Here is an 18,094-nt window from a genome sequence, read left to right as displayed (position 1 = left end):
ATTATCAATTACCAATACGCATTGATAACTGATAACTGATAACTGATAACTGAATTAGACCATCATGAGATCGAGTTCTTCGGATTCAGTTTTAGGCGCTTCGGGGGGATTGAGATAGAAGTCGGATAATAAGGAGAATAAATCCCGATCTTGTGCATCTTTGGGAACAACTCCTTCGGGTAAAGCCAAAACTTGATCGGCAATATTCAAATAGTAATCGCAGACATAATTTAAAGAGGGATCGCTTTCTGCCATTTCAAATAATGTCTTCCCTTTTACTCGAGAAACCCGAATATCTTCAATTAAGGGTAAAACTTCCAATACGGGCATGGGAACCGCTTCGATATACTTATTGATTAAATCCCGCTTTGATGTCCGATTGCCAATTAAACCTGCCAAACGCAGGGGATGAGTGCGGGCTTTTTCTCGTACCGATGCCGCGATGCGATTGGCAGCAAATAAGGCATCAAAGCCATTATCGGTAACAATCATACAATAGTCAGAATAGTTCAAAGGGGCGGCAAATCCACCACAAACTACGTCTCCGAGTACGTCAAAAAGAATGACATCGTATTCGTCAAAGGCGTTGAGTTCTTTTAAAAGTTTAACAGTTTCACCGACGACATAGCCGCCGCAACCCGCACCAGCAGGAGGACCACCCGCTTCTACACAATGTACGCCGCCATAGCCCTTATAGATAACATCTTCCGGCCAAATGTCTTCGTAGTGAAAATCTTTTTCCTGTAGGGTATCGATGATGGTGGGAATCAAAAATCCCGTGAGGGTGAAAGTGCTGTCGTGTTTGGGATCGCAGCCAATTTGTAGGACTTTTTTACCTCGTTTTGCTAAGGCAACAGAAATATTGCAACTGGTTGTCGATTTGCCAATTCCACCTTTTCCGTAAACTGAAAGTTTCATGTTTCTTTATCTCCTCTTGTTATGGCGATCGTAGATTAGCGGGTGAGTTCGTTCTCTGCATTATGACCAAAGCGATCGCTCTTGCAAAGGGACGGTAAAAATGAAAAACGCCCTAAATCTGTAGTAAGACTAGCTTGATTACAATCTTTTACTGAAAAATCCCCTATTTTCTTTAAAATCTCAAAAAATCGCAAATTCAGAGGATTTATGTTTCATTTTTATAAAAATAGTTACAATAGACAAAAAAATACTTACTCGATATTTTCATATTTTATTTATTTTGTCAAGTCTCTAAGGGATCGATCTCGTTAACTAAAATCCGAAGAATGCAGCGCAGGATCGGGAATATCTGGATAGGACGCTAAAAAATATCGGCTGAGAAAGGCGAATGCGATCGCGAACTCCAATTAACGTAAAGAATCCTTACATTTTCCCCAAGTCTCTCCAATACGACAACAATAAAAGAAGATTCGATCAACGGGAATCTTCACTACTCATTGCTCATTGTTCATTGAAATGGCTTTTCCTCCTCAGTCAGAAACCATCATTAGCAACCTTTTTTATCTAGTTGCGACCCTTGCCATTTTTGTCTATATCCTGCGAGGAATGGAAATTTTGTCCTTTATACCCGGTGGGATCGTCTGGTTTCTGATTTTATTGGCGATCGCAACGGGGATTCTCTTTTTTGTCGAGAAAAGTCGGCGCTTTTAAGCTAAAATCCGAGGCAATGAGAGGAGAAACGACCATGAAAACATATGTATGCAGCGTTTGTGGTTACACCTACAATCCTGAAGAAGGCGATCCCGATAGCGGAATTGCACCGGGAACCGCTTTTGAAGATATTCCCGATGATTGGGTTTGCCCGGTTTGCGGAGTTGGTAAAGGTGATTTTGAACCTGACGAATAAAGTTTGTAAATTTTTATGACATAATTTGAAGAAAGGCTATCTACAATATCTGGGATAGTTCTTCTTTTTTACAAAAAAATCGTTTAAATTTGTGTCTTTATGAGTGCTGCCGTTTTAGTCGAGAATCTTAAGAAAAACTATGGAGATGTAGAAGCAGTCAAAGACATCTCTTTTAAGGTTGGACGGGGAGAAGTTTTTGGCTTACTCGGACCCAATGGTGCGGGAAAAACCACTACAATTCGTTGTTTGTGTACTCTCTCTAAACCTGATGCAGGCAAAATTGAAGTTTGTGGGGTTTCTGCGATCGCCAACCCAAAACAAACGAGAAAGCGTCTTGGTTATGTAGCACAAGAAGTGGCACTGGATAAAGTGCTCACAGGACGAGAATTATTACAGCTACAAGCTGCCTTGTATCATCTTCCCGCTAAAATGAGCAAAGAGCGCATTAACCAATTATTAAACCTTTTGGGATTACAAGAATATGCAGATAAAAAAACAGGAACTTATTCCGGAGGACTGCGAAAACGGTTAGATTTAGCGGCAGGTTTACTACATCAACCGGATGTATTAGTGTTAGATGAACCGACGGTAGGGTTAGATATTGAAAGTCGTTTTGTGGCTTGGGATTTCTTGCGAAAATTACGTGAAGCTGGCACAACAGTATTGATTACCAGTCATTATTTAGAGGAAATTGATGCTCTTGCCGATCGCCTTGCCATTATCGATCGCGGTATTGTTTTAGCCGAAGGAAGTCCTTCAGAATTAAAAGATAAAGTCGGTGGCGATCGGGTGACATTAAGAATTCGCGAGTTTTCTCCTCAAGAAGAAGCCGAAAAAGCAAAGTCACGATTATTAACTCTACCTTTTGTAGAAGAAGCAATTATTAACGAAGCACAAGGAAACTCTTTAAATTTGATCGTCCAGCGAGAAAGTAATTCGTTAACACAAATTGAAAAATCCTTATCAGAAATTGGTTTACCGACCTTTAGCATGGCACAATCGCGACCGAGTTTGGATGATGTTTATTTAGCAGCAACGGGACGCACGTTAATGGATGCAGAATTAGCAGCCACAGGAATGCGAGATTTAAAGAAAGAGAAGAAACAACAGATGAAATAATTTTTAATTTATTTATTTTTGTTGTCTCTTCTCTTTAGAGAAATAGTGAGGGAGGAAGATTAAAGCGATCTCCTAAAGCCTTAGCTTGATTTTTACTAATGCTTCTTTTATTATTAATGACTTCAGAAGCAATCCTTTTAGAGCCAAAAATGTCAAGGAGATCTTTTTGTTTAAGCTCGTGAGCGTCCATAAGTTCTTTAAGGATATCATTGAGAGTCGCTTTTTGAGGAGGATTATAATGCTTTTTTTCATAATCCTCGATGAGAATAGCCAATAATTCCAGCAAATCCCCTTGCTCTTCTGTTAATTCTTCTTCATCAATAGACAGAAGTTCATTCATTCGATCCAAAAAATAGTCTTTCTCAGCTTTAGAATGAATGGGTTTTGGTTTTACTTTAACTAAAAGGTTAGAGTAGGTTGTTGGCATCATATTAGGTTTGTATTTTCTTTGTGTATACTTGGTCGATTATCAGAGCTATCCAATTTTGACAACACAAAAATAATAAAGCCACATATCCGAATCTAAAGATGAATCCCTTGCGTCTAATAACTTCTGTCCGTTTTGCCATGAATAGATTTCAATGTTCTTAAAATTGGCTTCTAGTTGTTTTACCTGTTCCTCTGGTCGAATATAGTAAGTAGAGAGACGGAAGTTATGAGACTCATCTCTGAGAATGACATAACTGGAATTTTTGAGACGATCGCAATTAATTGCAGGATTAAATCGTTTGAGCAATGCAAACATCACCAAATCAACATAAGTTTTAAAAAGATTGAGACTAATATGTGTTTTATAATCAAATACTCTCGCCATACTCTGAAGATTATGACTGGAAAAGAAAAGATAACAATCCGGCTTTCCTACTCTGTGTATTTCTTGCAGAATTTGTAAGCGATCGCGATGAGAAACATAATCAATTCCATTAAAACTAAACAAAATAAAATCAAAGGAATTATCAGCAAACCTCATCTTTCTGGCATCGCCAATTTCTAGGATCATTGCTTGAGAAGTATTGGTAAATCTTTGCTGACAAGCCGCAATCATCTCACCAGAATAATCGATCCCTGTATATTCTTTGACTAAAGGAGCAAAGTGTTGTGTTGTTCGTCCTCCTCCGATGCCAATATCTAACATTTTGAAAGCCGGCAATCGGTCTTTTAAACGATCTAAGATAGTCTGTTCTGCAGGTTGCAGTAGATTGAGTTGTGTATAGTATGAGACAATATTAGAGGCTTGATACGTTTCTTTGTTTTTATCTGCCATTCATCTATTTTAGCGATTGATTATATGTGTTAAATTGAGAAGAGAGGAGAAGTTAATGCTCGCTCCTTGCTCATTGTCTTGACCTGAATATTTAATTTTACTTCATGTTATCTCTTTGTAAAAGATGAACGATCGAGAATTAGGACGCAAACAAAAAAGCGATCGCTATTTATTAAGATTCATGAAAATACTTGACAAGGTTCATTAAAATACATCTATTTCTCTCTATTGACAATAAGACGCGATCGCATTACCATCACTTTTGTGCTTCTATTTGGCGAAACGAATGGCTCGTAAGTTTTCAAAAATCCCCAATTTTCTCAAAATTTTAAAGCGCAATCAACAGATAACGATCGTCGAACAAAATGACTGGTTTGGATTGATTTTCCAATTACATTTTTCAGTCATTCCCGTAATTTTTCCGCGCGTTGTTCTTTTTGTTATTCTCAGTCTTATCATTTCTCAGCTATTTTATTTACAACTTCCCGTTGCCTTACCTTCTCAAACCAGTATTGTTTCTAGCCTTGTTCTCGGACTGCTCCTCGTATTTAGAACCAATACTGCTTACGAACGCTTTTGGGAAGGGAGAAAATTATGGGGTATTTTAATTAATACCGTTCGCAATCTCGCCCGAGAACTCTGGGTAGGAATCACTGAAGAAGAGCCACAAGATAAAATAGAAAAGATCGCAATAATTCAATTGTTACCCGCTTTTGCGATCGCAACCAAGCTGCATTTACGAGGCGAGCCTGTCGATCGCGAACTCGCAGAACTCATGTCTCGCGATCGCCACGAACAGTTACAATTAATGAATAATCCTCCCTTAGAGATTGCCTTTTGGATTGGAGATTATATCAAAAAACAATCTGCACGCGATCGCATCGAGATGAGTTATTTACTGTCTATGTTGCAACTTCTCCAAACAATGGTAGATGTGTTAGGCGGATGCGAGCGCATTTTAAAAACGCCGATTCCTTTAGCGTATTCAATTCATTTAAAACAACTCTTATTTGTTTACTGTTGTTGTCTGCCGTCACAATTAGTTAGTGAATTTGGCTGGGGAACGGCGATCGTTGTGGGAATTATTAGTTTTACGGTCTTTGGTATTGAAGCGATCGGTCTGGAAATTGAAAATCCTTTTGGTCACGATCCCAACGATCTGCCTTTAGATGCAATCTGTCAAACTATGAAAATTAATATCGACGAACAATTAACAATTAACAATTAGCAAATCTATCTATTGCCTCAAAACCTCGATCGCTTAATCTTTCTTCAAAGAATATCCGCAAAATGCCCCTCCCCAATTTTTCAGCCTTAGATTAAGATTTGATGGTATTGCGGCGGTTGACAAATTCATGCCTGAATGAGTATTGGTTTCCACCGGGATCGTAAAGAAAATCCCCCTGCAAAAGCAGGGGAATGCAGACTAACTCCAAGATACCAAATGAATAAGCAACAGAATCCTATTCGGAAGGTTAATAACCTTGTACTCCGAACGGTAATCATCAGCGTCCTTTGTCTCAGTGTTGTTGTCGTTTCGGCGATCGTATTCCGTTACGATGGAATGATTCGGCTTCGCTTTGGCATTGATGGAGGTGAAGTGATTATACATCGGTAAACACAGAAAAATTAATCATCAAACCCCTAAAATTCAAGTGTTTTGGGGGTTTCGTGTGTATCTGAAGATACTGTCTTGAGAGATACTTGGACATAAGTTTAATTTTTTCTTTCAAGAGTATCAGCATAATTTCTCTCCCCAATTTTTCTCTGAGAGGATAATCTTAATAAAGGCACGAGTGAAAAGCTGCATCAATTGAGGAGCGCGAGAATTGAGCGATGAGTAAATCCAATCTTCTTCACAAGCACTGCACGACAGGGAATGACTCTGTAAAATCCCTTGTCAAATCAGGCGATCGCGGGGAAGGAATGCTGGTGATTATCGATCCTAGCATCTCCGACGTTCACCATCTCAAAACAGGTGTTCTCCCGGGGGCGACGGTGTTTCAACTCGATCCCGAAATCGATGGGATTGTCCAAATTAGCGAATATCTCGCTCGCCATCAAGGATTTACCAGCTTACACCTTATCTGTCACGGCGCTCCCGGTAGCCTCTATATTGGCAATACCAAGCTCAATCTCGATAACTTAAAGACTTATCAATATCTCCTTCAACATTGGCAAAAATCCTTCTCAAACTTTGAAATCCTACTCTATGGCTGTCAAGTTGCCAAAGGGAGACAAGGGGAAGAATTTACAACGGCGATCGGCGAAATGACAAGGGCAAAAATTGCCGCTTCCGCCGATTTAACTGGAAATGCCGCTTGGGGAGGAACTTGGGCATTAGAATATACGACGAGAGCGATCGATACGACTTTAGCCTTTAGACCTGAAGTTATAGCATCTTATTCGTCAGTTTTAGCTGTTTTTAATGCTAATAATATTACCGAATTAATTCAAAGTATTAAAGATGCAAACACCACCCCAGAAGCCGACACAATTAATCTAGCCGCAAATACAACCTTTGATTTAACTCAAGCCGAAAATATAGATAACTTTTACGGTGCAACGGGATTACCCGTAATTTTGGATGATATTACGATTAATGGCAACGGTTCGACAATTCAACGGAATGGAGGTGCGCCGGATTTCCGCATTATTCTCGTTGCTGGACTCGGTACTGTTGGCTTCGGAAATGGAAGAGGAAAGCTCACTTTAGATAATGTTACGATTAAAGGTGGGCGGGCTGTTGGAACAACTGGCGCAACAGATGATGGTGGAGGCATATTTAACTCGGGGGGTGAATTAATTATCCGCAATAATTCAACCATTACGGAAAATTATGCCGATGACGATGGGGCGGGAATTATTAATACAGGAACCGGACAAGGACTGGCAAAAGCAACGATTGAAAACAGTATCATCAGCAAAAATATTGCCAAAGGAGATGCTCTCGATGATGGCGGTGCCGGCATTGATAATGATGGCAATAAGGATAGCGGTGCGATCGGTGCAGAGATGACCATTACCGGCAGTACCATTACTGAAAATCAAAGTCAAAATGGCAGTGGTGGCGGCATTCGTAATGTGAATGGCGGTGTTTTAACGATTCAAAATAGCCAAATTACTAATAATAGTTCTCAATTTGGCAGTGGAATTTCTAATGGTGCAGAGCCGGGAGTTTCAGGAACGAGTTTAACTCTCGGCAATACCAAGATTGAGAATAATTCTGGTGGAGGTTTAGATGTTCAAGACGCTTTCGATCAAAATGGGAATACCGGTGCGACGACAGTGGTCAATGAAGGAGGCAATACCGTTACGACCACCAATGCCCCCGAATTGCTGAGCAACCCTCCGACAATTCGCGTTTCTATCGATCCTAATGGTCCAACAATTGGCGACGGTCAACCCAATGCGATCGCTTTTGGAGATATAACCCAAGGGGCCACGCAAACGTTTACGACCTTTAAGATTGAAAATCTCGGTCAAGATCCCCTGACTTTGGGTACTCCCACTCTCGTTGGTGCTTCTCCAAATGCTTTTGTTTTAGATACCCAAGGATTTCTCACCACCCTCAATCAAAATCAATCTACCTCTTTCAAAGTTGCTCTAAAAACCGATACCCTCGGACAGTTTGGCGCAACGGTGAATTTTGCCGCTAATGACTCCCAGATTGTCGATCCCTTTGATTTTGGCATTACCGGGGCAGTTACTGCTCCCGCCCCGGAAGTTCGCGTTTCCATCGACCCCAACGGTACGCCAGTTTTAGATAATGCCCCCACGCCGATCGCCTTTGGCAATACGCTCTTCGGTACGCCACAAAGTTTTACCACCTTCAAAATTGAAAATATCGGCGTTCAAGATCTCAATATCGGTACCGTGTCTCTGGTGGGAGGGGCAAATTCGGCGTTTGTCTTAGATACCGGTGGATTTAACGGCATCCTCGGCCAAAATCAATCAACGACCTTTAAAGTCGGACTGAAAACCGATAAAGTCGGCCAATTTAATGAAGAAATTACTTTTACCACCAACGATCCTAAAATTACCGAACCCTTTAACTTCAAACTAACTGGGGCAATTGACCCCACCATGTTAGTTGAGTTGGTAGACGAGCAAGATCGAGTGATTCGGACAATTGTGGATGGCTTCCCCACTCCCATTCTCATCGACGATCCGGTGATGGGCAATAGTGCCAAGCCCGCGAAATTCCGCATTACCAATCGAGGCTCCCAAGCAATTAATCTGGGGACTCCTGCGATCGCTGGGGCAAATCCGGCAACTTTTAGCCTCGATACTACGGGTTTTCTCGCCAGTTTAGACGCGAATCAATCCACCAGTTTTGCGATCGCATTCAATCCCACCACCACCGGTACCTTTAACGGCACAGTGGAATTTACCACCACCGATACCAGCATTACCGCCCCGCCTTTTGATTTTGCCGTTCAAGGTATTCTCAAACCGCAATTACCCCCCTCGAGTTCTCCTCAAAACCCCAACAAATTAGATTTCAATCGCGGTGAAAAGCTCTTTGTTGTTGGGACTGAAGGCGGGAATGCCGTCGAGTTACAACTCACGGGGGATGGAGCGAGCGAATTCACGCAAATCGGTATCGCCTTCCAAAATGCCGACGGTAGTTTTGGCACGCCGCAATCGCTTTTTGACGCGCTTCCCGGTCGTTTTCGTCCCAGTGGATTTGCCGTGAGCGCCCAAAAATTCTTGCGTCCCAATACTACCCCCGGCCAGCAGTTTCGCATTATCCTGCAAAATATTGATGGCGGCACGCTTTCGGTAGAACCGGAGGTCATTGAGATTGCCAATGGGGAGTATTCCTTGCAATTTGCCCGAGGCGTTGTTTTAAAGGTGCGTCAAACCAATGCCGGACAGCCTCGCGGCATCGGCAATCTACAAGAACAAGGTCGTGAAGTCCTCGATTTACAAGGGCTTTCTGGGTCGGTGCGCGGTAACTTTACGGTATATCGAGAAGCCGCTTTCAGTAATGTCGTTGGGTTTTATGCGGTTGATGATGCAAGCGGTACGGTTGGGGGTTTTACACCGGGTTCTGCGGGTTATGCTCGCGCCGCCCTCGAAAATCGCGTGACCAGTTTAGAATTAGCGGTTTCCAACCAAGGAACGGCAGGTTTTTCCGCAGATTTGAGCGGGGGGAAAATTTACGCGCCGTTTATGACTGTCAACGGTACCCCAGAACAGTTCTTAAACGAAAATTCCGATAATAGTAATAGTGCCGATCTCGTGGCTTATTTCCTCTATCAAGATGCAAATCCCGATCGCACGGATCATATTCGCCTCTTGGGGAATAATACGTTTGGTTTTGAAGATTTAAGAGGAGGGGGAGATCTCGACTTCAACGATGTTATTGCAGTTGCAGATATCGTCTAGCATGAGACCAAAAACGAACCCGATCGCAAATTTGCGATCGGGTTTTGCTTCTCAAGGATTAACAGCGATTAATTTGCGTGTTGGGCGCGGTTTTAATGACCGATGCCAATATAGCGAAATCCTGCTTTTTCTGCTGCTTGGCGATCGAGGAAATTGCGTCCGTCAATAATCACGGGATTGCTCATTAATTTTGCCATTTTTTCATAGTCGATCTTGCTGAACTGCTCCCAGTCCGTGACCAATACAAGAGCATCGCAACCATCTGCGAGGCGATCGAGATCGGTTTCCACGATCGCATTCGCCAAACCGTGGCGCATTCCCGTTTGAGAAACAATAGGATCGTAAGCCTTCACTTTTGCCCCCAAACGATGCAATTGTTCGATTAAATCCAAGGAAGGTGCATCTCGCATATCATCGGTATTGGGTTTAAAGGTTAACCCCAACAAACCGACAACTTTTCCTTTCAAGATTTTAATTTCTTGCTGGAGTTTTTCCAAAACGAGGAGGCGTTGGCGCTTGTTAACATTGACAGCAGATTTGAGAAGTTCTGCTTCGTAATTGTAATCGTCGGCGGTGTGAATGAGAGCCGAGACATCTTTGGGAAAACAAGACCCTCCCCAACCCAAACCCGCTTGCAAGAACTTCGAGCCAATGCGAGAATCTAAGCCAATCCCTTGAGAAACCTGTACCACATCCGCCCCGACGCGATCGCAAATATTGGCAATCTCATTAATAAAGCTAATTTTGGTGGCGAGGAAAGAATTCGCGGCATATTTAATCATTTCTGCCGAGTTGAGGTCGGTCATTACAATGGGAACTGGGGGTAATTCTTTATATTCTTCTTCCCCAAAAGTACGCTCGACAAGCGGTTGATAGAGTTCCGCCATCATATCGAGCGCTTTTTGGTTATTGCTTCCCAAAACAATGCGATCGGGGTTAAACGTATCAAAAACTGCCGAACCTTCCCGTAAAAATTCTGGGTTACTCACCACATCAAATTCGGCGCTAATTTCCTCGGGCGTGCTTCCTCCTTCTGCTTTTTGGCGTTCGGAAACGCCATCGAGAACGATCATCCGCACCCAATCTCCCGAACCGATCGGAACCGTCGATTTGTTGACAATGACTTTATAACCTTCTTTGAGATGGGAGCCAATTCCTCGCGCTACCGCTTCTACATAACGAGTATCGCTATCTCCCGTAGCTAAGGCTGGAGTCCCGACAGCAATGAAGAGAATATCGCTATTATGAACGCCATAACCGAGATCTGTGGTAAATTCTAGTCGTTCTGACTTCATGCAAGATTTCATTAGATCGGAAAGTCCGGGTTCGTAAATAGGGGTTTGTCCGGACTTCATGAGTTTTACTTTTTCTTCATTGTTGTCGATACAAATGACCTTATGTCCGATCTGGGATAAACAAACTCCCGTGACTAAACCGACATATCCCGTTCCAATGACACAAACGCGCATAATATTAAATCCTCAAACAATTGCAAGTAAGGCTAGAGATGCTGAATCAGCACTTCGGAGATGCTTTCTCATTTCTGACTTATTTTTCCCTCTTCGGCAAGGCGATCGCGAAAATAATCGATTGTTAATTTTAATCCTGCCTCTAGAGGCACTGTTGGTTCCCATTTCAACCATTCTTTAGCACGGGTAATATCCGGCTGTCGTTGCTTGGGATCGTCTTGAGGAAGAGGTTTAAAACTGAGTTCGGCTTCGGGATTCACCATATTCTGAATGGTTTGTGCTAATTCTAAAATGGTATATTCTCCCGGATTGCCAATATTTACGGGTTCGTTGCGATCGCTATTCATCAAACGAATGAATCCTTCAACTAAGTCGGAAACGTAACAAAAACTACGGGTTTGCGAACCATCGCCGTAAACTGTGAGAGATTTTCCTTGTAGTGCCTGAACGATAAAGTTACTCACAACGCGCCCATCATTGGGAAGCATTCTCGTGCCATAAGTATTAAAAATCCGTACAACCCTGACCTCAACACCATTTTGGCGATGATAGTCATAAGCGAGAGTTTCTGCAACTCGCTTACCTTCGTCGTAACAGGCACGAATGCCAATCGGATTTACGTTACCGCGATACTCTTCTGACTGAGGGTGAACTTCTGGATCGCCATACACTTCAGAAGTTGAAGCAAGGAAAAATCTAGCTTTGACTCGTTTTGCCAGTCCCAGCATATTTAACGTGCCAATAACATTGGTTTTAATCGTCTTAACGGGATTGGATTGGTAGTGAACGGGAGAAGCCGGACAAGCAAGATGATAAATTTGGTCTACTTCGAGGCGAATGGGTTCGGTGACATCGTGGCGAATGACTTCAAATTTAGGATTATCGAGCCATTGTAGGACATTGCGCTTGCTGCCCGTATAGAAATTATCCAAACAGATAACTTCGTGACCTGCCTGCATCAGGCGATCGATGAGGTGAGAACCGAGAAAACCCGCTCCTCCCGTGACTAGAATTCTCATAGAGTCCGATTTTTCTGTTTTTAAGTCCGATCTTAAGATTAATCTTGACTGATGCTGGTGTCTAGTTAAATAACTTTAAGGTAAAGTTTTCCTAAAGATTTACCCATTACCAATTCGCTTGAGATTGCTTGCCCGACACCAATCTGTATCTTTACCAACTTGAAATGTAATATAATCTATACCGTAAGCGTGCCAGTAATTTATTACTTCTCCGGTTAAATTTTCGCTATCATTGAGACGCTGAACGGGCGTTCCGAGCGGAAATTTCTGCACGATCGCGCTATCTTTCCATTGCTTGAGGGTTTTAATGCGATCGCGATCGCCATCTGAGAGCAATTCCCACGCTTCTTCTTTCCAATGGGCATAATTCCCTGTCAGTGCTTCGATTTCTCGCCAAGAGACCGCCTCTTGTAAATAAGACGCAAGCTCTTGAGGCGTATTGAGGGTAAAATCGGGAATGGGTAAAGCGCTCATGACTGAGAATAAAATTGAATAAAATTAAAGAGAAAAACGCTACAGATAGTGTTATTGAAGGAATGGAAAGCTAAGTATACCCTAAATATAGCGCCTTTCTCGATTTTAGGATAGGGGGTTTGGGGAATTGTATGGTTTCGGGTTTTATGAGTCTGCTTGTCTTCAATCCAGTCTTGGCAAATCCGGGACAAATTCAAGCTATAATGAGAAATTGTCCACTTAGCATATTTGCAACTCGAAATTATGGCAGTCCCTAAGAAGAAAACGTCTAACGCTAAGCGCGACCAGCGCAGAGCCACTTGGAAGCGCAAAGCTGCGATCGCGGCACAAAGAGCTTTATCTCAAGGAAAATCCGTCCTCACCGGACAGGCAAACAGTTTTGTTTATCCCACTGATGACGATGATGATGAAGAGAATGAAGAATAAGTCAGTTTGGGTTGCGAGATAACTTATTGAGACGAATTGAAAAAGCTGTTAGAAATGGGTAAATTCTTTCAAAAACCTGAAGCAGAACAGAGCGATCGCGTCCCCCCGGGTCAATATCTCGCGAAAGGGTTTCCCGTCCTTACTTACGGAGAAACCCCAGTAATTAACCAACAAGAGTGGGAATTGCGTGTTTGGGGGTTGGTTGAGCCAAAAACATTTGTTTGGGATGACATGATGGCACTCCCTCAACAAGAATTTACCCAAGATTTCCACTGTGTCACTCGGTGGTCAAAACTTGATGTGAAATGGAAGGGAATTAAAATAACAGATTTTCTGGATGCGATCGCGATCGATCCTCAAGCCACTCACGTGTTGCAGCACTGTTACGGAGGATATACAACTAATGTTACTCTAGAGGATTTTACTAGGGAAGATAGCTTTTTTGCTCATACTCTGTTTGACGAACCGCTTCCTTCTCCTCATGGTGGTCCGATGCGAACGGTAATTCCTCACCTTTATGCGTGGAAAAGTGCCAAATGGATTAATGGTTTGGAGTTTTGCGATCGCGAAAAATTGGGTTTTTGGGAAGTCAATGGTTACCACTCCCGAGGTGAACCTTGGGCAGAAGAACGATATAGCGGTTAATGTTATTGGTTGTTCGTTATTGGTTATTTGTTGTAGGGATGTTTCATGGAATATCCCTACATGTTTTATATGGCTATTGTTTGCGTTTGACAATCGACCCTGTGCCCAATAAACCAAGGGAAAGAAGCCCTAAAATTGTAGAGGGTTCGGGTATGGGCTGCTCGGTGGTGATTTTCAAGGCATAATCGTTATCAAAGTCCCGATTATCACCCCAGTATCGATCTCCTGCACCAACAAAGAGAAATGTAGCAAGATCGGGAACTTTCACATGAATCGGGCCTGGATAAATCGGAAAATCTTCAGAGATATCATTATCAAGATAATTGATTACTGACGTGTAATAGTCATTACCAAAGTCAATTGCACCCGGAACTCGATGTCGGTTTTGACTGGGATGTAGTTCTGCACTTGTACTAAATAGACCTGTCATGAGTGTACCAACCTCGGGACTACCAATTGAAGCCCAAGGAGAAAAATCACCTATTTGCTCGAGGGTAATAAAATCCCCTCCGTTAATCCCCAAACTGCCAAGATCGATCGCAACGGCATCTAAAGCAGCGAGATCGTTATCGGGAGTGCGTAAGTAAGTGGCTGCGGGATCGATTTCAAGGGTAAAACTGGCAGCTTGTGCGGGTTGGACGATCGCGATCGCAGTCGAAATAAGGGCGATAGAGGCGATCGAGAAATAACAAAGAACGCGAGAAGATAAAAGAGGAAATTTCATTGTTTTTAGAGAATTAAGACAATTTCCACGCGAAGATCTACAATAGGTAAGATTATTATATACTAATATAAAAATATTAATCTAAAATAAAAACAAAAAATTCACTTCTCAATACCTTGCAAAAGTGAAAATTTTTATTTTGTTGTCTTGAAATATTTCCTCTATCGTTGTAATCGATCGCATTCTCGCTCAGCAACTTTTCAATCTTTCCCAACTCTCTTTTAAGTTCGCGTGAGAACTTGAAAATCTTCCTCATCTAGTTCTACCGGCGTACCACTCCGAATCAATTCTACAAAATCTTCATTGGGGATCATAAAACAAAGGGCATAAAGTCTTTCCGAACTGGTATTGCGAATCTCGTGAATACCAGTTGGAGGAACGAGTAAACTATCTCCAGCTTGAATAGAAACGATTTTCCCATCGCAGATTGCTTCTCCTTGACCTTTCAAGATAAAGAACATTTCTACGGCAATATTATGACGATTGGGAGGTGTTTTTCCTCCCGGATCGAAAATTTCCACGCAAACCGTTAAAGATGTTGTTGCTGTTTCAGGATCGAAAACGATCGCCAAACGGTTAGTATCGTGAGGACTGATACGATAAGCTGCATAATCTTGGGGAGATTTGATCGTGGGAATCATGCAGCGAGTGGGGATATTACAACGATCTGCAATACTATCTAGAGAAACACTCATAGTTCATGCTACAGGGCAATTCGTGGATTTTTGTCTTTTAGTATAGACGACACCCACATGACTATTAATTCATTACAGAAAATGTTAAAATCCCATTACCTTCGCTATACTTTCCAAATCTGAATTCACGCCAGAATGTATCGCATTATGACTGTGTTCGATCGCAGCATCGGGATCTTTTAAACCGTTTCCCGTCAAAATACAAACAATTGTCGCGCCTTCAGGAACAGTATTTTTTACCTGTAATAAACCTGCCACGGATGCCGCACTCGCTGGCTCGCAAAATACGCCTTCTTCGCTGGCTAAAATGCGATATGCTTCCAAAATTTCTGCATCGGTCACGGCTTTGATTTCTCCTCCCGAGGCTTGCTGTGCGGCGATCGCTTTTTGCCAACTGGCAGGGTTTCCCACGCGAATTGCCGTGGCAAGGGTTTCAGGGGATTCAATGGGATGTCCCATCACAATCGGTGCGGCTCCTGCGGCTTGAAAGCCCATCATCCGGGGCAAGCGCGTGCTTTTACTCTGTTCGCGATACTCCTGAAAACCCATCCAATAAGCGCAAATATTGCCAGCATTGCCTACAGGAATGCACAACCAATCCGGCGCATCTCCTAAATCGTCAATAATTTCAAAAGCTCCTGTTTTCTGTCCCTGTAAGCGATAGGGATTGAGGGAATTAACTAAAGTGACCGGATAAGTATCCGACATTTGCCGGACAATTTCCAAACAGCGATCGAAGTTGCCATCAATGGCGATCACTTCTGCCCCATACAAGAGGGCTTGCGCCATTTTTCCCAACGCGATGTAACCATCGGGTACGATGACAAAGGCTTTGATTCCCGCCCGACGCGCATAAGCTGCTGCTGAAGCCGATGTATTACCCGTAGAAGCGCAAATTACGGCCTTATCCCCCGCTTCTTTTGCCTTCGATATTGCCATCGTCATGCCCCGGTCTTTAAAACTTCCCGTCGGGTTCAACCCATCGTATTTGAGTAATACTTTTACCCCTCGACCGATGCGTTGTGCGATCGCAGGGGCAGGAATTAAAGGGGTATTACCTTCCAAAAGCGTGACCACGGGAGTCGTATCGCTCACGGGCAAAAAAGCGCGATAAGTTTCAATGAGACCGCGCCAACGCAGAACATTGCGATCGGCATTGTTATTGAGGCTGGACACTGGGGCAGTAGAAGGACTTAAAACCACAATTAACGTTGAATGAAGAATGCAGCAATAGGAAAAGAGCGATAATCCTATCTTTCCTATTGTTGCATTTTTTGGCTTGGAGACGAGAGGATCGTGAATAGCGGTTAACGATTCAAGCTCCTCTCTCAGTGAGTTTTATTTGGCTCGATCGGAAACTGATGCTTTTTTGGGCATCTCAAAGCGATCGTGAGAGGAACGATAGTTCCGCTTGTTTGACGAGCGATGATTCCGATGGCGATGCCGATCGCCACCCCCACCATGCTTGACGGGTTTGGAGAAGTCTTCGGAAGGAACTTCCCAATCTCCTTGCATCCAACTCGGACAGGACTGGTCGTAAACCATTTGCAAGGCTGCTGCCGCGATCGCTTGGGGATCGTATTCTTCGCTCAATTCTTTCACCGTTGATAAGAATGAGGCCATACGTTCTCCTGAAAGCGCCTCTTTCATTTGCTCTTTCAGTTTCTCCAAGCGGCGAGTTTCCACATCCGACCGAGAGGGAATGCGACTGGTCGGCAGTTTTTGCCGCAGGCGATGTTCGATCCGCCGCAATAAGTGGCGATCCATCGGTTGAATGAGAGAAATCGCCGTTCCGGTTTTCCCGGCGCGTCCCGTGCGACCGATGCGGTGAATGTAAGTTTCGGAGTTATCGGGGAGATCGTAGTTAATCACGTGAGAGAGATCTTCCACGTCTAAGCCTCGGGCGGCAATATCCGTGGCTACGACTAACTTCACTTGACCGTTACGGAAACGGTGAACTAATCGTTCTCGCTGACTTTGACTCAAATCGCCGTGATATTCGTCTACATTATGTCCCGCAGCTTGTAATTTGCTCGTGACTTCCGCCGCCGCGCGTTTGGTGCGAACGAAAATAATGCCCGCTTCTGGCTCTTCCATTTCGAGAATGGGCTGTAAAGCCTTAATTTTCGGCCAGCTACGGGGGATATTGTAAATGCGCTGTTCGATGCGGGCAGGGGCTGCTTTGGTTTGCTTGACGGCAACTGTGGTAGGCGATTTGAGAAACTGCTCGATCAATTTGCGAATTTCCGTCGGCATTGTTGCCGAGAAACAAGCCGTACACCGTTCGTCTGGCGTTTGCTTGAGGATTTTCTTCACATCGTCGATAAAGCCCATGCTTAACATTTCATCGGCTTCATCTAATACGACCCATTGCAGGTTTTCCAAGCGCAAATCTTTGCGATCTAACAAGTCAATCACGCGTCCGGGGGTGCCGACAACAACTTGGATTCCCCGTTGCAAACTGCGAATTTGTCGTTCGATGGACTGACCCCCGCATACGGTCAAGACTCGCAAGCGATCGCGGGAATGCGAAGGTTTGTTATTTCCCCAAAAATCATCGATCGCCTGAGTGACCTGTTGGGCGAGTTCTCGCGTGGGAGTCAGAATCAAAGCCTGAACTGTCCGCGCTTGGGGATCGATTTGTTCGAGAATGGGCAGCGAAAAGGCTGCAGTTTTACCGGTTCCCGTCTGCGATTGTCCCACTACATCTTGCCCCGTCAATAGGAGGGGTATAGCTTGCGTTTGAATCTCGGTCGGCTCTTCAAAACCCATGTTTTCAAGTTGCTCGACGCGAGCATCGGACAGTCCCAGACTTTTGAACGAAATTGTCATCTGTAATTCGTTATGGTTCTTCGTTTGTTTTTAGTTTACGAAACTTAACCAATTTTGTGAATGGTTAATTTGCGATCGCTTTTCTGGCGTTGGACGCGATCGAAGGGTTCAACCTCCGATCCAGTCTGGCATTGGGAGCATTTCCCAATCCTGCACTAGCGATTTCATTTATCCAGATTTATTGACATGGCGTTACCTCTTCTGTTTT

At 43.4% G+C, this 18,094-nt stretch carries 18 protein-coding genes; 8 read left to right on the top strand and 10 right to left on the bottom strand.

From position 1 onward, the window contains the following. Positions 1 to 54: 54 nt before the first annotated feature. Entirely contained in the window at positions 55 to 918 is an 864-nt protein-coding gene (bchL, locus tag AC6RV6_RS14790) for a ferredoxin:protochlorophyllide reductase (ATP-dependent) iron-sulfur ATP-binding protein (protein WP_500241632.1), read from the bottom strand. Between the two features lie 516 nt (positions 919 to 1,434). On the opposite strand from bchL, the gene AC6RV6_RS14785 reads away from it, so the two are divergent. From AC6RV6_RS14785 to AC6RV6_RS14775, 3 genes are all read left to right on the top strand, one after another. Beyond that, on the top strand, positions 1,435 to 1,629 hold the full coding sequence (locus AC6RV6_RS14785; RefSeq protein WP_500241631.1) for a hypothetical protein: 195 nt from the start codon (positions 1,435 to 1,437) through the stop codon (positions 1,627 to 1,629). A 34-nt stretch (positions 1,630 to 1,663) separates the two neighbouring features. Then, on the top strand, positions 1,664 to 1,825 hold the full coding sequence (rd, locus tag AC6RV6_RS14780) for a rubredoxin (protein WP_500241630.1): 162 nt from the start codon (positions 1,664 to 1,666) through the stop codon (positions 1,823 to 1,825). A 99-nt stretch (positions 1,826 to 1,924) separates the two neighbouring features. Next, positions 1,925 to 2,944 carry an ABC transporter ATP-binding protein gene (locus AC6RV6_RS14775; RefSeq protein WP_500241629.1) on the top strand — a complete coding sequence of 340 codons (1,020 nt, stop codon included), beginning with the start codon at positions 1,925 to 1,927 and terminating at the stop codon, positions 2,942 to 2,944. A gap of 34 nt (positions 2,945 to 2,978) precedes the next feature. Here the strand turns inward: AC6RV6_RS14775 and AC6RV6_RS14770 are convergent, their stop codons facing one another. Continuing rightward, positions 2,979 to 3,284: a helix-turn-helix domain-containing protein gene (locus tag AC6RV6_RS14770; RefSeq protein WP_500241628.1), complete on the bottom strand. Its 306-nt coding sequence runs from the start codon at positions 3,282 to 3,284 to the stop codon at positions 2,979 to 2,981. 135 nt (positions 3,285 to 3,419) lie between these two features. Continuing rightward, entirely contained in the window at positions 3,420 to 4,208 is a 789-nt protein-coding gene (locus AC6RV6_RS14765) for a class I SAM-dependent methyltransferase (protein WP_500241627.1), read from the bottom strand. A 286-nt stretch (positions 4,209 to 4,494) separates the two neighbouring features. On the opposite strand from AC6RV6_RS14765, the gene AC6RV6_RS14760 reads away from it, so the two are divergent. From AC6RV6_RS14760 to AC6RV6_RS14750, 3 genes are all read left to right on the top strand, one after another. Further along, positions 4,495 to 5,436, top strand: coding sequence for a bestrophin family protein (locus AC6RV6_RS14760; RefSeq protein WP_500241626.1), 942 nt, complete (start codon positions 4,495 to 4,497; stop codon positions 5,434 to 5,436). Between the two features lie 216 nt (positions 5,437 to 5,652). Further along, positions 5,653 to 5,826, top strand: coding sequence for a hypothetical protein (locus tag AC6RV6_RS14755; RefSeq protein WP_500241625.1), 174 nt, complete (start codon positions 5,653 to 5,655; stop codon positions 5,824 to 5,826). 218 nt (positions 5,827 to 6,044) lie between these two features. Beyond that, entirely contained in the window at positions 6,045 to 9,602 is a 3,558-nt protein-coding gene (locus tag AC6RV6_RS14750) for a DUF4347 domain-containing protein (RefSeq protein ID WP_500241624.1), read from the top strand. Positions 9,603 to 9,694: 92 nt separating this feature from the next. Here the strand turns inward: AC6RV6_RS14750 and AC6RV6_RS14745 are convergent, their stop codons facing one another. From AC6RV6_RS14745 to AC6RV6_RS14735, 3 genes are all read right to left on the bottom strand, one after another. Continuing rightward, complete coding sequence (locus tag AC6RV6_RS14745) at positions 9,695 to 11,071, bottom strand: UDP-glucose dehydrogenase family protein (RefSeq protein ID WP_500241623.1); 1,377 nt, start codon at positions 11,069 to 11,071, stop codon at positions 9,695 to 9,697. Positions 11,072 to 11,139: 68 nt separating this feature from the next. Next, positions 11,140 to 12,090 (bottom strand): UDP-glucuronic acid decarboxylase family protein, encoded by a 951-nt coding sequence (locus AC6RV6_RS14740; protein WP_500241622.1) that lies wholly within the window; start codon positions 12,088 to 12,090, stop codon positions 11,140 to 11,142. A 99-nt stretch (positions 12,091 to 12,189) separates the two neighbouring features. Further along, the gene (locus tag AC6RV6_RS14735; protein ID WP_500241621.1) at positions 12,190 to 12,564 is read right to left on the bottom strand and encodes a hypothetical protein; all 375 of its coding nucleotides are present in this window, start codon (positions 12,562 to 12,564) and stop codon (positions 12,190 to 12,192) included. A gap of 243 nt (positions 12,565 to 12,807) precedes the next feature. Here AC6RV6_RS14735 and rpmF point away from each other — a divergent pair, with 243 nt between their 5' ends. Together rpmF and AC6RV6_RS14725 are read left to right on the top strand one after the other, a co-directional pair. After that, positions 12,808 to 12,990: a 50S ribosomal protein L32 gene (gene rpmF / locus AC6RV6_RS14730; RefSeq protein ID WP_500241620.1), complete on the top strand. Its 183-nt coding sequence runs from the start codon at positions 12,808 to 12,810 to the stop codon at positions 12,988 to 12,990. A 54-nt stretch (positions 12,991 to 13,044) separates the two neighbouring features. Then, entirely contained in the window at positions 13,045 to 13,635 is a 591-nt protein-coding gene (locus AC6RV6_RS14725) for a sulfite oxidase-like oxidoreductase (protein ID WP_500241678.1), read from the top strand. A 73-nt stretch (positions 13,636 to 13,708) separates the two neighbouring features. Here the strand turns inward: AC6RV6_RS14725 and AC6RV6_RS14720 are convergent, their stop codons facing one another. The 4 genes from AC6RV6_RS14720 to AC6RV6_RS14705 all read right to left on the bottom strand — a co-directional run bounded on the left by AC6RV6_RS14720 (position 13,709) and on the right by AC6RV6_RS14705 (position 17,886). Then, positions 13,709 to 14,359, bottom strand: a complete 651-nt coding sequence (locus AC6RV6_RS14720) for a PEP-CTERM sorting domain-containing protein (RefSeq protein ID WP_500241619.1) — start codon at positions 14,357 to 14,359, stop codon at positions 13,709 to 13,711. A gap of 221 nt (positions 14,360 to 14,580) precedes the next feature. Then, the gene (locus AC6RV6_RS14715) at positions 14,581 to 15,000 is read right to left on the bottom strand and encodes a cupin domain-containing protein (RefSeq protein ID WP_500241677.1); all 420 of its coding nucleotides are present in this window, start codon (positions 14,998 to 15,000) and stop codon (positions 14,581 to 14,583) included. A 138-nt stretch (positions 15,001 to 15,138) separates the two neighbouring features. Continuing rightward, complete coding sequence (thrC, locus tag AC6RV6_RS14710) at positions 15,139 to 16,257, bottom strand: threonine synthase (RefSeq protein WP_500241618.1); 1,119 nt, start codon at positions 16,255 to 16,257, stop codon at positions 15,139 to 15,141. A gap of 135 nt (positions 16,258 to 16,392) precedes the next feature. Further along, positions 16,393 to 17,886, bottom strand: a complete 1,494-nt coding sequence (locus tag AC6RV6_RS14705; RefSeq protein WP_500241617.1) for a DEAD/DEAH box helicase — start codon at positions 17,884 to 17,886, stop codon at positions 16,393 to 16,395. Positions 17,887 to 18,094: the final 208 nt, after the last annotated feature.

The organism is Spirulina sp. LEGE 11439, from assembly GCF_059821285.1.
Note: the sequence above shows the minus strand (reverse complement) of the source record. Positions and strands in the feature narration are given on the sequence as shown.

What these genes read in the sequence shown, in the direction of transcription:
- bchL (WP_500241632.1), bottom strand. Translation starts at nt 918, where the DNA reads ATGAAACTTTCAGTTTACGGAAAAGGTGGAATTGGCAAATCGACAACC.
- AC6RV6_RS14785 (WP_500241631.1), top strand. Translation starts at nt 1,435, where the DNA reads ATGGCTTTTCCTCCTCAGTCAGAAACCATCATTAGCAACCTTTTTTAT.
- rd (WP_500241630.1), top strand. Translation starts at nt 1,664, where the DNA reads ATGAAAACATATGTATGCAGCGTTTGTGGTTACACCTACAATCCTGAA.
- AC6RV6_RS14775 (WP_500241629.1), top strand. Translation starts at nt 1,925, where the DNA reads ATGAGTGCTGCCGTTTTAGTCGAGAATCTTAAGAAAAACTATGGAGAT.
- AC6RV6_RS14770 (WP_500241628.1), bottom strand. Translation starts at nt 3,284, where the DNA reads ATGAATGAACTTCTGTCTATTGATGAAGAAGAATTAACAGAAGAGCAA.
- AC6RV6_RS14765 (WP_500241627.1), bottom strand. Translation starts at nt 4,208, where the DNA reads ATGGCAGATAAAAACAAAGAAACGTATCAAGCCTCTAATATTGTCTCA.
- AC6RV6_RS14760 (WP_500241626.1), top strand. Translation starts at nt 4,495, where the DNA reads ATGGCTCGTAAGTTTTCAAAAATCCCCAATTTTCTCAAAATTTTAAAG.
- AC6RV6_RS14755 (WP_500241625.1), top strand. Translation starts at nt 5,653, where the DNA reads ATGAATAAGCAACAGAATCCTATTCGGAAGGTTAATAACCTTGTACTC.
- AC6RV6_RS14750 (WP_500241624.1), top strand. Translation starts at nt 6,045, where the DNA reads ATGAGTAAATCCAATCTTCTTCACAAGCACTGCACGACAGGGAATGAC.
- AC6RV6_RS14745 (WP_500241623.1), bottom strand. Translation starts at nt 11,071, where the DNA reads ATGCGCGTTTGTGTCATTGGAACGGGATATGTCGGTTTAGTCACGGGA.
- AC6RV6_RS14740 (WP_500241622.1), bottom strand. Translation starts at nt 12,090, where the DNA reads ATGAGAATTCTAGTCACGGGAGGAGCGGGTTTTCTCGGTTCTCACCTC.
- AC6RV6_RS14735 (WP_500241621.1), bottom strand. Translation starts at nt 12,564, where the DNA reads ATGAGCGCTTTACCCATTCCCGATTTTACCCTCAATACGCCTCAAGAG.
- rpmF (WP_500241620.1), top strand. Translation starts at nt 12,808, where the DNA reads ATGGCAGTCCCTAAGAAGAAAACGTCTAACGCTAAGCGCGACCAGCGC.
- AC6RV6_RS14725 (WP_500241678.1), top strand. Translation starts at nt 13,045, where the DNA reads ATGGGTAAATTCTTTCAAAAACCTGAAGCAGAACAGAGCGATCGCGTC.
- AC6RV6_RS14720 (WP_500241619.1), bottom strand. Translation starts at nt 14,359, where the DNA reads ATGAAATTTCCTCTTTTATCTTCTCGCGTTCTTTGTTATTTCTCGATC.
- AC6RV6_RS14715 (WP_500241677.1), bottom strand. Translation starts at nt 15,000, where the DNA reads ATGATTCCCACGATCAAATCTCCCCAAGATTATGCAGCTTATCGTATC.
- AC6RV6_RS14705 (WP_500241617.1), bottom strand. Translation starts at nt 17,886, where the DNA reads ATGACAATTTCGTTCAAAAGTCTGGGACTGTCCGATGCTCGCGTCGAG.